At 34.1% G+C, this 14,545-nt stretch carries 14 protein-coding genes; 4 read left to right on the top strand and 10 right to left on the bottom strand.

Annotation, left to right across the window (positions count from 1 at the left end; genetic code table 11):
- Positions 1-676: 676 nt before the first annotated feature.
- Positions 677-2,236 (top strand): hypothetical protein, encoded by a 1,560-nt coding sequence (locus DEA20_02925; GenBank protein HBS48122.1) that lies wholly within the window; start codon positions 677-679, stop codon positions 2,234-2,236.
- Between the two features lie 188 nt (positions 2,237-2,424).
- On the top strand, positions 2,425-3,978 hold the full coding sequence (locus DEA20_02920) for a hypothetical protein (GenBank protein ID HBS48121.1): 1,554 nt from the start codon (positions 2,425-2,427) through the stop codon (positions 3,976-3,978).
- On the opposite strand, the gene DEA20_02915 is transcribed toward DEA20_02920, so the two are convergent.
- From DEA20_02915 to DEA20_02880, 8 genes are all read right to left on the bottom strand, one after another.
- Positions 3,968-5,242: a hypothetical protein gene (locus DEA20_02915; GenBank protein ID HBS48120.1), complete on the bottom strand. Its 1,275-nt coding sequence runs from the start codon at positions 5,240-5,242 to the stop codon at positions 3,968-3,970. The two genes, DEA20_02920 and DEA20_02915, sit on opposite strands and share 11 nt — an antisense overlap.
- A 10-nt stretch (positions 5,243-5,252) precedes the next feature.
- Positions 5,253-5,501 (bottom strand): acyl carrier protein, encoded by a 249-nt coding sequence (gene acpP, locus DEA20_02910; GenBank protein HBS48119.1) that lies wholly within the window; start codon positions 5,499-5,501, stop codon positions 5,253-5,255.
- A 70-nt stretch (positions 5,502-5,571) separates the two neighbouring features.
- Positions 5,572-6,306, bottom strand: coding sequence for a beta-ketoacyl-ACP reductase (locus tag DEA20_02905; protein ID HBS48118.1), 735 nt, complete (start codon positions 6,304-6,306; stop codon positions 5,572-5,574).
- Between the two features lie 36 nt (positions 6,307-6,342).
- Positions 6,343-7,275 carry a [acyl-carrier-protein] S-malonyltransferase gene (fabD, locus tag DEA20_02900; GenBank protein ID HBS48117.1) on the bottom strand — a complete coding sequence of 311 codons (933 nt, stop codon included), beginning with the start codon at positions 7,273-7,275 and terminating at the stop codon, positions 6,343-6,345.
- A 25-nt stretch (positions 7,276-7,300) separates the two neighbouring features.
- The gene (locus DEA20_02895; GenBank protein HBS48116.1) at positions 7,301-8,734 is read right to left on the bottom strand and encodes a glutamate--tRNA ligase; all 1,434 of its coding nucleotides are present in this window, start codon (positions 8,732-8,734) and stop codon (positions 7,301-7,303) included.
- Positions 8,735-8,761: 27 nt separating this feature from the next.
- Entirely contained in the window at positions 8,762-9,574 is an 813-nt protein-coding gene (locus tag DEA20_02890; GenBank protein ID HBS48115.1) for a hypothetical protein, read from the bottom strand.
- Between the two features lie 41 nt (positions 9,575-9,615).
- Positions 9,616-10,578 carry a phosphate acyltransferase PlsX gene (locus DEA20_02885; protein ID HBS48114.1) on the bottom strand — a complete coding sequence of 321 codons (963 nt, stop codon included), beginning with the start codon at positions 10,576-10,578 and terminating at the stop codon, positions 9,616-9,618.
- Between the two features lie 10 nt (positions 10,579-10,588).
- A complete protein-coding gene (locus DEA20_02880) occupies positions 10,589-10,861 on the bottom strand; it encodes a 50S ribosomal protein L32 (GenBank protein ID HBS48113.1) in 273 nt (90 codons plus the stop codon).
- Positions 10,862-11,108: 247 nt separating this feature from the next.
- Here DEA20_02880 and tsf point away from each other — a divergent pair, with 247 nt between their 5' ends.
- Both tsf and pyrH read left to right on the top strand, forming a co-directional pair.
- Positions 11,109-11,702: a translation elongation factor Ts gene (tsf, locus tag DEA20_02875; protein HBS48112.1), complete on the top strand. Its 594-nt coding sequence runs from the start codon at positions 11,109-11,111 to the stop codon at positions 11,700-11,702.
- 59 nt (positions 11,703-11,761) lie between these two features.
- On the top strand, positions 11,762-12,457 hold the full coding sequence (gene pyrH, locus DEA20_02870) for a UMP kinase (GenBank protein HBS48111.1): 696 nt from the start codon (positions 11,762-11,764) through the stop codon (positions 12,455-12,457).
- Positions 12,458-12,471: 14 nt separating this feature from the next.
- Here the strand turns inward: pyrH and DEA20_02865 are convergent, their stop codons facing one another.
- Together DEA20_02865 and DEA20_02860 are read right to left on the bottom strand one after the other, a co-directional pair.
- Positions 12,472-14,001: an ATP-dependent RNA helicase gene (locus DEA20_02865; protein HBS48110.1), complete on the bottom strand. Its 1,530-nt coding sequence runs from the start codon at positions 13,999-14,001 to the stop codon at positions 12,472-12,474.
- 181 nt (positions 14,002-14,182) lie between these two features.
- Positions 14,183-14,386 (bottom strand): hypothetical protein, encoded by a 204-nt coding sequence (locus DEA20_02860; GenBank protein HBS48109.1) that lies wholly within the window; start codon positions 14,384-14,386, stop codon positions 14,183-14,185.
- Positions 14,387-14,545: the final 159 nt, after the last annotated feature.

Here is a 14,545-nt window from a genome sequence, read left to right as displayed (position 1 = left end):
CCATAGCCTTGGCGAAGGTGGGAGCGTAGCCACTTTGTGGCGCAGTCGAACGGGTACAGGCGGATATTATCATTTTTAACTGAAAGCGCTGAATTATTATTTTTTAAGGAGTTCGCACCCGTTCGACTGCATTTACTAGAAGTTCACTTCGCTCAGGGCAAACGGATTACGAATTTTTGACTTTCTCATGGTTTAATAATGAAATTTTCTCGCCAATTATTTCATTTAAAATTTATCCATTACATTTAATTTACAAGCATTAACATATAATTTTATGATTTCAAAAAGCCTACAAATAATAATATTTCACATCTATAAATAAGCATTTTCTACGTGTAGCAGATTTATTCAAAAAAAATGTTTTTACAAAATACTTGAAATCTTCGTTAAGGATGGTTACTCTAAGACCTGTTATGTGAAATTTAACATTTGAAATATTCAAAATTGAATTGCAAAATCACGTGCAGCAAGATCTAATTTCATATAATATTTTTATTCACTTACTTTTTGAAATTGCAGATATTTAAAACATACAAAATGAAGTGTATGAGAATAAGGAACTAATGCAATAATGTTAAGTAGTAGTAGCATATAATTCATCTAGTTTATCGTAAGTGCCATTCATTGGCACTTAACATTAAAAGTGTAGTAATAAAGTAATAAAGGAGATTTCTCTATGAATAAACTCACCAAAAAATTGCTTGTTGCATCTCTTGTCACATTGACTGGAATAGCACAAGTTCATGGTGACACAAACAAAACTCACCTAACACCTCGTCCAGCTGCAGTTAACCTTGCAATGGAAAAAACAACTTGGCATACACAAATCGATCATAAATACCACAAAGAAGATGACAAATTCGGCGCAAGCATCGTAGCAGTACCATTCGCAGAATTCTCAACAAACAAAACAGGAATGGGTAAATACTTCGGATTTAACAACATGAACGGCTTAACAGTCGGAACCGGATCATTAACAACAGCAGGAAGAGTAGACAGAAGACATTTAATCCATAACTCATTAAGTCCAGCCGGCACATTATATTACAATCCAACCCTCATCATGTTACCAAATCCACTTTTAGCTGGTAACTTAAACCTTGAATTCTCACACAGACAAGGTGGCGTACATCTATACTACAGACAAGCTCTTGATGGATTACTAAAAGGTTTATACTTCCAAGTAAGCGCACCAATAGTCTGGTCTCAAACAAGATCTCGTCTTAACCTTTCAAGCAGTCAAACTCAATCAATAGACGCAAGTGGTTATCCTTCAAGATCAGTAGCTGACTACTTCTCGGGTAACATCACACAAACAGGCGTAAGCTTTGCAACACAAACAGCATTAAACTATTCAAGAATCACTGGAAATAGAAGTAAAACTGCTCTTTCAGAAATTCCTCTAAAATTAGGCTGGAACTTCTGGGTCAGAGAAGCACAACATGCCGGTATCAATATTGGTATAACATTCCCAACAGGTCCAAAATCTAAATCTGTTTACCTATTTGAACCACTTGGTGGCGGAAATGGTCAACACTGGGGTCTTGGCGCCGGAATCGATACCAAGTTTGAACCTTGGAAGCATCACGAACAAGCTCTTGACATATTGTTAGTACTTGATTACAGATACTTGTTCAAAAACTCTGAAACAAGAACGCTTCAACTTGGTAACAATAGCACACATGCTGACTGGAGCCGTTATTTCTTAGTTGGTCATGTTGGTACAGCAGGAGTACAACCATTAGCAAATATCTCAACAGGAAAATGTGATGTAACCCCTGGTAACCAAGTAGACTTCTTAGCTGGTCTTGCATACAAGAACGGCGGATTCACATTCGATCTTGGATACAACCTATACGGCAGAGAAAGAGAAAAAGTTTCTAAGAAATTCTCTATCGATGAAACAGCCGCAACTGGATATGCTCTAGCAGGTTACGATTATAATGCAACTTCAGCATTCGCACTTACTAATGCCGCTGTAAAAACTTCTCCTGTAATTGGTCAAACATATGTCGGTGCTGCTACAGGTGCACAATTGCTCAACTCAGACTTTGACACAGGATGTGCACAAACGCCTGCTTATGTAACACACAAAATCTATGGTGGCATTGGATATTGCTTCAATAGATGGGAAACACCTCTTCTTCTTGGCTTAGGAGCTGACTTCGAATTCGCATCAAAACAAAAAGCTCTTGAACAATGGGGTCTATGGGGTAAAGTTGGTATTTCTTTCTAATAAAATATTTTGTTAGAACAAATACTCACTTAGATAAAATAAGGCTCGGCAATTGCCGAGCCTTATTTATTTTTTTATTTCTCTTTTTTTCAATCGATTTTTGATATCCTTTATTTCAAGTTAAAAGAATTTTACAAAATTCATTTAAAGTTTTATCTAAAAACGCAGCCAAAGGAAAAGGAGATAAAATGGCTCGTTATACATTGACAACCAAAAATCATTTCAAAATAAAAAAAAATAAATCTAAAATTCTTCATGTCATTTTATTTTTATTTTTCACTATCGCGTCTAACCTGCAATCATCAACAGATAAAACTTATTATTCTCACAGACCGCAAAACGATAACATTCCACTAGAAATAATTACCAAAAATCTTCTGCTGCAAAAAAAACCGACAGAAAAACTTTTCATAACTCCTTTTGCAGACTTTTCACTAAACCATTCTAAACTCGCAAGCTATCTAATGTTTGACAATAGAACATCGTTAAATGTCGGACGAAATACAGACATTGATAACAGAAATTTAAAATTTGATGAAACAAGCGCAACAAACCTTGCCGGAACAATAAAACTAAAACCACAAATAAACAGTTATGGATTAATGATCTCTTATCACCAACCTCTAAGACCTATTTCAAAAGATTTTTTTGTAAAAATAAATCTTCCTTTTGTTTACGTACGTTTTAAAACAGGTCTAAAAACTATAAACGCAACCCCTTCTAGTGAAGACAACAAAACAATTTTAGATTATTTTAACGGAGAAATAATGTTTCAACGTTTACGCCCAGGTGAAGACACTCTGCGAACATTACAAGATCCACTAGAACATGGAAAAATCGCGAATATCGCAATTGATAAAACAGGTTTAGCTGACATCAATTTAATTTTTAGTTACAAAACAACAAACAAAAAAGATTATGCATTTAATCTAAACGGATTTCTCACCGTACCAACAAATAGCACTCCGCATGCCGAATATTTATTTGAACCAAGGATAGGAACCGCTGGACACTGGCAAATTGGAGTCGGATTTGATGGTTCTATTCAATACACAAATAAAGTTCAACTGATTTACGACCTTCGCTACAAATATTTATTACGAGCAAATGAACAACGAATTTTAGGACTAAAAAATTATAAAAATGAAAAGTTAAAATGGGAACCATACATGCTATTAGGGCAAATCGAATCTCCCAAAGTGATTCCCGCAGCAAACATTTTAGCACAACGAGTTGCAGTAAGACCTCAAAGCAGAGTGGAAGGAATGTTTATGTTCTCATACAACAAAAAACATCTTTCCGCACAACTCGGATATGATTTTTGGTTTAAACAAAGAGATGATATTTCACCCGTAAGATCATGGGAAGATAACCGTTATGGATTTGCATCAAGCAGTTATTTAACAGATTTACAAAAAATAATTTCTACAAGCACAACCCAGCAACTTGAAGCAAATTTCGCATTAAATGATTCTAGTAAAAAGAATACCATTTCAAGGATTTATCCAAACTATTCTGATGACACAAGTAATTATGGAACAATTTCGGCCGCACAAGTAGATGAGGCAGAAGCTGAAACACCTTCTGTAGTTTCGCACAAAATTTTTGCATCTTTGGGATATGTGTGGGATGAAAAAAATCGGTCATATTTTTTAAGCGGCGGTTCAGCTGTAGAGCTTCCACAAACAAATTCAAGATTGATTCAACTAGAGCTTTGGATGAAATTAGGTGTTATTTTTTAAATTTTTTGAAAATCAAAGCAGCATTTCCACCACCAAATCCAAAAGAATTTGAAAGCGCATATTCAAAATTCAAATCTCTAGAAACATCTTGAACAAAATCTAAATCAAATGATTCTTCTGTTTGCGAAATGTTAATCGTTGGTGGAACTTTTTGATCATTTAAAGCTAATGCACAAAATGCGGCTTCGACAGCACCCGTAGCACCAAGCATATGGCCTGTCATTGATTTCGTACTACTGACTAAAACATGATTTTCATTAGATTTTTTGGCACGATCGCCAAAAATATTTTTCAGAACTAAAACTTCTATCGAGTCATTCATTAATGTGCCGGTTCCATGCGCATTAACATAACCGATTTTATCCGCTTCAATATTTGCCTCATTTAAAGCTTTTCTAATAGCAGATTCTGCACCTCTTCCTTCTGGATGCATTGCTGTAACATGATAAGAATCTGCAGCGGAACCATAGCTAACAATCTCTGCATAAATTTTTGCATTTCGTGCAAGTGCCAAATCGAGTCTTTCAAGAACTAAAATACCAGCCCCCTCGGCCAAAACAAAACCACATCGATCTTGCGAAAAAGGACGCGATGCTGCAGATGCTTCACCTTGCCAATTTGATAAAACTCGCATATTACCAAAAGATGCAAAAGCTAGTGGTGTAATACTACTTTCACATCCACCTGCAAACATATAATCTGCATAACCATCTTTTATAGATCTAAATGCAAGACCTACCGCGTCTGCGCCTGAAGCACAAGCGTTACAAACACCAACCATTGGACCTTGAAGATTTAATTCCATGCCAACCCACGATGGCGCTTCATTAATTAAAGCTTGCGGTAAAAGAATAGGAGATAAACTTTTTACACCTTTTTCTTTTAGTGTAATGGCAGCTTTCCCTATTATATCAAGCCCCCCAATTCCGACTCCAACATAACTTCCAATTCTTGATCTTTCCGCTGGAAACTCTCCATTAATTTTGGCATCTTTTGCAGCCTCGTGTGCTGCCATCGCCGCCAAATGAATAAATCTACCAGTTTTTCGCTGTTTTACTTTTGGAAAAACAAGATCTAAAATTTCTTGTTCACCCTTAACAGATCCTGCAAAATGAGACCGCATTAGGCCAGCATCTATAGAATCATCAAGCTGTGAAATTCCACTTTTTCCATTCAGAATTGATTGCCAAGTTTGTTTTGTATCATTACCAGTAGGAGTTACAAGACCAATTCCTGTGATAACAACCCTATTCTTTTCCGCCATATAAAATTTATTATTTAGTTCTGTGTTGATGAATTAATTCTACTGCGTCGCCAACTGTTTTGATTTTTTCAGCATCTGTATCTTTAATTTCAATGCCAAAAACTTCTTCAAAAGACATAATAATTTCAGCAATGTCCAAAGAATCTGCCCCCAAATCTTTGAAAGTTACAGTTTCACTAATGTTGTCAGCAGGAATGCTAAGTTTTTCAGAAATAACTTCGATAACTTTATTTAAAGTATCATTTTTTTGAAATGCCATTAAAAACTCCTAACTTAAATAAATTTTAATTAATACAAGAACAAAATATAACCATAAAATGGGATTAATTTCAACTTAATCCTCCGTCAATGCGAATAATTTCACCACAAATATAGTCAGCTTTCCCTGAAGTAAGAAATTCTACCAAATTTGCAACATCCTCAGGATGCCCTAATTTTTTTAGCGAAATTCTATCTAAAACATAATCTTTCAAATTTTGCGGCAAGCTTTCTGTCATCTTTGTTTGAATGAATCCAGGAGCTATAGCGTTTATCAAAATATTTCTTGATGCATACTCTTTAGATAAGCTTTTTGTTAAAGCTATAATTCCTGCTTTACTTGCTGCATAATTTACTTGCCCTGCGTTTCCTTCTATCCCAACAATAGAGCTTATATTTACGATGTAACCTTTTTTCTTTTTCATCATAGATTTAATAGCTTGCTGACAACAGAAAAAAGTTCCTTTTAAGTTCACATCTAAAACAAAATCCCAATCTTTTTCTGTCAATCTTACTGCTAAATTATCTCTAGCAACTCCGGCGTTATTAACAAATATTGTTAGATTTTCACCATTGAATTTTTCTTGCAATATTTTAAATCCATTCTCAATGGAAGAAACATTTGAAATATCAACTTTTATATACTCTGCTCCGATTTTTTTTGCATTCAAAACAGCATTGTCATTTTCTTCTAAACAATCAAAAACCACAACATGATCGCCACGATCTAACAGCTTAGAAACTATCGCGAAACCAATGCCGCCAACTCCCCCAGAAACTACAGCCAAATTTTTATTTTGAGTCATTATAAAAAGCCCCTAAATTTTTTGTTTATTATTTGTTTAAATCAACTGCAATAAATTTTCAATATCTTTTGGCGACGCAACAGAAATAATCTTTTTATCTTTCCACTCACGGCTAAGCATTTTTGCAAACTTTCCACTTGGCCCGACTTCGATTATCAAATCGCAATCAGCAAATCGCTGCATTGAAGGCCACCACTGAACAGGAGATGCTATTTGCTTTACAAGCTCAAAACTAATTTCATCTGCTGTTTTTATCTCTTTTGCATCCACATTACTTACGAGTGGAACTGATAAATCTTTAAAATTTACTTTTGATAAATATGCAGAAAATTTTTCCTGCGCTTTTTTCATAAGTCGTGAATGAAAAGCTCCTGCAACTTTTAAAGGAATACTCTTTCCACCAACCAGTGTTATATCACTACTTACTTTTTCAAGTTCTTTGAGCGTTCCAGAAACAACCAATTGATTGGGTGAATTAAAATTAACGATTTCAACAACCGATTCATCAGAACCAGGAACATCATTACGCGAAACAATCTCCTGAAGCTGCGACTGCGAACAATTCAAAACAGCTATCATTCCGCTATTTTCATCATTTGTTGCTTCTTCCATAAATAATGCTCTCTTCATAAGAAGATAAATTCCATCCGGAAAACTAAAACCACCCGCAGTGAAAATCGCGCTGTATTCTCCCAAGCTATGTCCCGCGACAATGTTTGAAACTATTTTATATTTTTCTTCAAGCAGTTTAGCTGTTGCACAACTTATTAAAAAAATTGATGTTTGTGCATTTATCGTGCCCATCAATTCTGCTTCAGATGATGCAAAACAAAGTCGTGTAAAATTAACATTCAGACAGCTTGATGCTTCTTCAAAAAGCTCTTGGAAAATTCTTTCGTTGTCATAAAATTCTTTACCCATTCCAACGAATTGAGAACCCTGTCCTGGAAAAATCATTCCTATTTTCATCAACTCACCTTAATTTAAAAATTTTTTAATTTTCGACTATTTTCAAATTTAAAATTTGCTGCCATAAAAATTTAATTCGCTTGATAGATCTATCTTTACCCAAAATTGCCATCAATTCAAAAATTCCTGGGCTTTGAACTTTACCGACAATTGCAAGACGTAATGGCTGAGCTAAATTTACAAGCTTTACATTTAACAAATTACAAATTTCATTAGCAAGAGAAAGCAAAGAATGGTGATCAAACGTAGAATCTTTTTCACTTTTTTCAATGAAAGTTTCAATCAATTTTGCACTATCAGATGTAAGCCATTTAGAAATCAAACTAAGATCTAAACTTTTAGGATCAGATGCTAGCTCTATAATTGCAGTTGCTATTTCTACTAAATTTGTCGCACGCTCTTTGTGCAAAAATAACAAACTCTTTAATTGCTCATCTGTCCAAAGTTGTTTTATTTGCTGCTGATAATTACCTTCAAAATTTTCATATTGTGCTAACAATTCTTGTTCAGAAGTTGCACGAATATACACGCCACTAATCCAACTAAGCTTTTTCAGATCGAAAACTGCACCCTTTTTGCCAACCTTTTCAAGAGTAAAATATTTTATCATCTCTTCTTTTGTAAAAACTTCTTGATCGCCATGCGCCCAACCAAGTCTTACTAAAAAATTAAATAATGCTTCTGGCATTATTCCCGCATCACGATAATCGGTAACAGATGTTGCAGCATCGCGCTTACTTAAAGGTTTACCACTTGCACCTAAAATCATCGGCAAATGTGCAAACTGTGGAATTTTTGCACCTAACGCTTCATAAAGTAAAATTTGTTTGGGTGTATTTGAGATATGATCTTCACCACGAATCACATGCGATATTTTCATAAAAATATCATCTATAACGACAACAAAATTGTAAGTTGGAATACCGTCTCGACGAATGAGAACAAAATCATCAATCTGATTGTAATCAAATGAAATATCACCGCGAACCAAATCATGAAATTTTATAAAACCTTCTCCTTGTGGAGCTTTTAATCTTATTGCATGAGGTTTTTTCAAATCTTCTGCTGTATATTTTTTATCTCTGCAAGTACCTTCATATCTTCCTGATGTATGTCCACTTTCCATTTTGTCTTCATAACTTTGCGGCTCACAAAAGCACGGATATGCTAACCCTTTATCGAGCAAATATTGCACAGCTTTTTTATGATCTTCTATTCTTGAAAGTTGATAAACAATGGGTTCGTCAGATTCCAATCCAAGCCATTTTAGCGAATCAAGAATAGATGTTACATATTCTTTTTTTGATCTTGCAACGTCCGTATCTTCTATTCTTAATAAATATTTTCCGCCCAAATTTTTAGCAAAAAGATAGTTAAAAATCGCAACTCTCGCTCCACCGACATGCAAATTACCGGTTGGTGAAGGCGCAAACCTGACTCTGATATCTGACGAAACCATTTGTAATCCTTTTTTCCTTAGAAAATTTTAACTCTCTTCACTCTCTGCATCATCTTTGGACGATTGAGGAACTTGTGCTTTAGCCACTTTTAAATTTTCATCTTTTTGTGATGTTTCATCAATGTTTGAAATTAATTTTAATTTTTCTTTTGCTAAATTAGCCCAATAAGATACAGCTTCTTGCTTTTTACCATGCTCTACTACCAGAATGTTCCAATAATTTTGTGCAGAACTATAATCTTTTAAAATCCAAAAATATTCACCCAACCTATACAAAGCTATATCATTTACAGGGCTTTTGGATTTTTCTGCCAAACTTTTTAAAAGAGCTAAACCTTCAGTTTTTTGAGCTTCATCATTGCTATCAATTTGCATTAATGCAAGCTTCAAACTATATGAATCACGCAATGATGATTCTTTAATCATTTTTGTAGCGTTTTTAATTAACTCTAAAGCTTCGCTTGATTTTCCAAGATTTTGCATAGCATCAGCTTTGAAAACTAAAAACATAGGTGCGATTGATGATGATTTGTTTTCATCAAATCCTTTTTGAAAAACTTCTACAACTTTATTCCATTTCTCTTCTTGAGTATGAAATGGATCGATTTCTCTAAATCCTAAATTTTCTTTCTTGTCTGCTTGCTGTACTTCTGCATCATAATATTTCATGCAATTTGCAAATGACGCATATGCACGCTCTTCAACATTATTTCTATAAAATTTATAAGAACCAAATATCAAAACAAGCAAAAATATACTTGCTACCGATATTAATAAGCTTTTCTTTTGCTTCAACACATAATGCTTAATTGTTACTACAAATGATTCAAAATTATTCATAAACCTCTCCTAAAAAAGTTTTTAAAATCATAAAACAATTTCTATTTTTTATTCGATGCGCTCCATGCAAGATTTATTGCATTTTCGATAGCAATCGCGTTTGAGCAGCCATGAGCAACAACAACCGTCCCGTTAACCCCTAGCAGCAATCCTCCGCCCTGTTTTGTCCAATCTGCCAAACTCGCTACATTTTCCCAAAAAGATTTTCCCCAATTATCAATCACAATTTTTTTAGCAGGATCATTCTCTTTTGCTAATTGCAAAGCAAACATTTCTCTAAACATAAAAGTCATAGCTTCAAACGACTTAAGCAAAACATTTCCTGAAAATCCATCACAAACAACTATATCCGCTTTGTTCTCAATAATATCTTTAGGTTCAACATTTCCTATGAAATTTAAGTTTGATTTTTCTAACAGCTTAAAAGCTTCTTTGACCAAAGCGGATCCTTTACCATTTTCTGATCCGTTTGAAAGCAACCCAATTTTGGGATTTTTAATATTTAAAGATGTTTGAAGATACTTACTTCCGAGTTCGGCAAATTTTTCCAGAGACGTCGGCTTACACTCAGTATTGGCACCAAGATCTAAACATAAAACCCCTCCTTTTAATCCGGGAAGAAAACCTGCTATCGGCGCACGATCTATACCTTCAACTCGTCCTAAAATAAAAGTAGCCGCAGCCATTAATGCTCCTGAATTACCCGCTGATAAAACAGCTCTACTTTTCCCTACCTTTACAGAATTTACAGCTAAAACCAAAGAAGATTGCTTTTTACTTAAAACTGCCTTAACAGGCTCCTCGCCCATCTCAATCATTTGATGAGAATCTTCGATTTCAAGTGGCAAAGATTTCCAATCGCAAGGTAATGAAATTAAATAATCCAAAATTAAATCTTTTGGACCAACAAGTAGAATAGGTATTCCGCTTTGAGCAGATTTTATTGCACCTTCTAAAATTGCAAAAGGCGCAAAATCTCCCCCCATAACATCAATGGCTATCATGTTAAACTATTTATTGTTGTTTTTCGAAAGTTTCCTCTGCAGGATTATGCTTTGCAACTACAGCTTCTTTTGCTCTTCTTGATTCACCACGTTTGTACATTCTATCTGTTTTTGTTTGAATTATTTTTTTGCCTTTGTAATAACCACATTCGGAGCAAACTTGATGTGAAGATATTGGAGCTTGGCATGTTAAACATACGCAAACTGCTTTAACAGCTATTTTCTTATTTGCAGATCTTTTATCTCTTCTTGATTTGGACACCTTACGTTTTGGTACTGGCATAGTAACTCCTAATTTTTGTTATATAATAAAGTTTTTCTTTGAAAATACTGTTTAAAAATTTACACTATATTTTAAAAAAGCTTATTTAGGGTAATTTTTCATACGTTTTTTGTCAAAATTTGATTCAATTTCTTGTAAAATCAACCGTTTTTGGCAAACTAAAAGTTACACTGATTCTTTATTAATTTGAAGAAAAATTTAATTAACAAAGTATTAAATCGATTTTTTACCATAACAGGAGTCAAAAATGGCTGAAATTACCACGGAACTCATTCAACAACTCAGAGAGAAAACTGGCGTTGGAATGATGGATTGCAAAAAAGCACTCATCGAATCAAAAGGCGACATTGAAAAAGCAATTGAATTCTTAAGAAAAAAAGGCGCCGCTGTCGCAGCAAAAAGATCTGGCAATGAAGCCAAAAACGGTCTTATACATGCTTACATCCACCCTGGAGCAAAAGTTGGGGTTTTACTAGAAATTAGCTGTGAAACAGATTTTGCAGCAAATACAGAAAGCATGCATGCTTTTGCAAAAGATGTTTGCATGCAAATCGCAGCTGCTAACCCAATCAGCATTTCTCCAGAAGAAGTTGATAACTCTTTAATCGAAAAAGAATTAGAAATAATTCGCGAACAACTAAAACAAGCTGGCAAACCAGAAAATTTGATTAACAAAATTGCAGAAAGTAAACTTGAAAAATTCTATGAAACTTCATGCTTACTAAAGCAGAAATTCATCAAGAATGACAAAATCTCAATTCAAGATTTATTAAACGATTTAATTGCAAAAATTGGTGAAAGCATCAAAATCAAAAAATTCGCAAGATATCAAATCGGCTAAATAACAAAACCCACCATTTCCGGTGGGTTTTTCTTTTACTTAAAAAAGGAGTTCTATAAATGAAAAATAAGAAAAAAATTCTTCTAAAAGTAAGCGGTGAAATATTTTCACAAGGTTCAACCAATAAACCTCACATTGAACTAATTAACCAAATTAAAAAGCTTCAAAAAAATTGCTCCTTTGCCATTGTCATTGGCGCTGGCAACCTTTTCAGAGGACCAATTCAAGGAAAAGAACTTGGGCTCTCACGTTGCGTCGGAGATGAAATCGGAATGCTTGCAACTATTTTGAATAGTAAAATATTGCAAGATTTACTAAATCAAAACAATATTGAATCTACCATTTTAAGCACAATTACCTGTCCTCAGTACACAGATCAAATAAGCCAGCAAAAAATTAACGATGCTTTTAAAGCAAATAAAATCATCATATTTGCAGGCGGAACAGGAAATCCTGGTTTCTCGACCGATACCAATGGAGTAATACGCTCGCTTCAGATCGAAGCAGATGAAATGTGGAAATTAACAAAAGTTGATGGAATTTTTGACAAAGACCCTATAAAACATAAAAATGCTAAATTAATCAAATCGATCTCATATGATGAATTTCTCAAAAAAAATCTTTTGGTTTTAGACCAAACGGCTATCGTTTTTGCAAAACAAAATAAATTGAAAATCAGAGTTTTAAATTTCGCACAAAAAAACTGCCTCGAAAAAGCCTTAAAAGACTCTTCCTGCGGCAGTTTAATTTCATAAATAATTTATTTTATTTATTTGCTATTTCTTCCAGAGCTGTAACCTTGGCCTCTGCTGTCTGAATGACCACCAGATGATCTACGAGGGAATTTACCGCCATTGCTTCGGCCACGGCTTCCTCCGCCTCTATAATCTCTTCTTCTATTATCATTTCGGCGACCATCTCTATCTCCGTCGAAATCGATAGATCGTCTATTGTCTGAGTAATTTTCAAAAGTATCTTTAGTGGCAACTTTTTTATATTTAAGCTCTTTTTCTTGTAACATTTTAAGTAAAGCTGCGGCTATCAATTCAATTGAGAAATTTTCTCTATTCAAGATTTCCACAAGTTCAGCTTGGCCTTCAAGATGTCCTTGAGTCAAAACAGCCTTAACATCTTCTAATACTTTACTTTCTTTGATCTGTTGGATCTGTTTTAAAGTTGGAAGAGGTAACTGTGTAATTTTTGCTTTTGTATAACGAACAATATCACGCAATTCGTAATGTTCTCGTTCACCTACAAAACTGAAAGCTCGTCCTGATTTTCCAGCTCTACCAGTTCTTCCTATTCTATGTACGTAAGACTCTTCATCTTGTGGTATATCATAGTTAAAAACAGCCTCTACGCTTGGAATATCAAGCCCTCGAGCAGCAACTCCAGTTGCAATAAGAACGTCTACATTAAAACTTCTAAATCGAGCCATTACCCGATCTCTCTGCGACTGATTTAGATCTCCATGAATACCATCAACTTTATATCCTCTAGCACGCATAGCAACAGCTACATCGTCAACCTTGTTTTTTGTATTACAAAAAACAATTGAGCGTTTAGGATTATAAAGATCGATAAGTCGAGAAAGAAGCTCTATTTTATCTTTGTGATTTATTTCAAAATAAAATTGTTCAACATCAGGAGCAGTTAATTTTTCATGAGTAATTTTTACAATTTTTACATCTTTTTTCTGATATTTTTGAGCAAGTTGCAATATTGCATGTGGCATAGTTGCTGAAAACAGCACTGTTTGACGTGCAGTTGGTATTTTTTGTAAAATTTCTTCTAAGTCTTCTCTAAAGCCCATCTTTAACATTTCATCAGCTTCATCCAAAACAACCATTTTGATTAAGCTAAAATCAAGACTTTTTCTGTGTAAGTGATCAATTACTCGACCTGGAGTACCAATTATAATTTGTGGTCCAGATCTCAAATCTTTAAATTGTTTTTCAATTGATTGTCCACCATAAATTGGTAGAACCTTTACACCAGCTTTGTACTTTAAAAACTTAGCAAATTCTACTGAAATTTGTATTGCAAGTTCTCTTGTTGGACACAAAACCAATGCCTGCGGTGATTTCACATTAGCTACAACCATATCTGCTATTGGCAAACCAAAAGCGGCAGTTTTACCAGATCCGGTAATAGCCTGACCAATAAAATCATGTCCTGCTAAAACATGTGGGATAGATTGTGACTGAATAGGAGTTGTTTCTTCGAACCCCAAGTCTAAAACTGCTTTTAAAACTTCGGCCGATAACCCCAAATTTTGAAAATTTATTTTTTCGTTCATCTAAAAAATTCCATTTATTCGTTTTTTTTAAAAAGTTAAGAATTAAGATTTATAACAGATAAGCCTATCGAACACAAGAAAATCATTTATTTCAGGCTTTTTTTGATAAAAATGATTAATCAACTTTAACTAACCACCTCATAATGATCGCCAACTTGTATTAATCTAGAATTCGCTTTATCTAAAGATAACTTTTAATTTCTTGTTCATCTCTAAATGTCTCTACTTTTAATATAATTTCTCGATTAACTGTTTTTTTATATACAACTTCTGACATTGCGTCTTGCAAAACCTGCTCTGCAATAATAACCGTTTCTGCTTTTATATTTGCAGAACAAAACGATATGGCTAACACTAGCCCAATAAATAATTTTAAATTTTTCATAAATTCTTAAGCCTCCGAAATAAAATAATTGTTTAATTGCTAATTGAACTAATTAATAGTAACAGAACAAAATTTAAAGACAAGCAACAAATCGAGATTTCGGCATAAATTTAACCTTTTCACTATATTAATCAAAAATTTTTATTAAAATTTGTAAAA

This window comes from Candidatus Dependentiae bacterium (assembly GCA_003511165.1).
Classification (GTDB): Bacteria; Babelota; Babeliae; order Babelales; family UBA12411; genus UBA12411.
The sequence above is the reverse complement of the archived record's forward strand: the minus strand, read 5'-3'. Positions and strand labels throughout refer to the sequence as shown.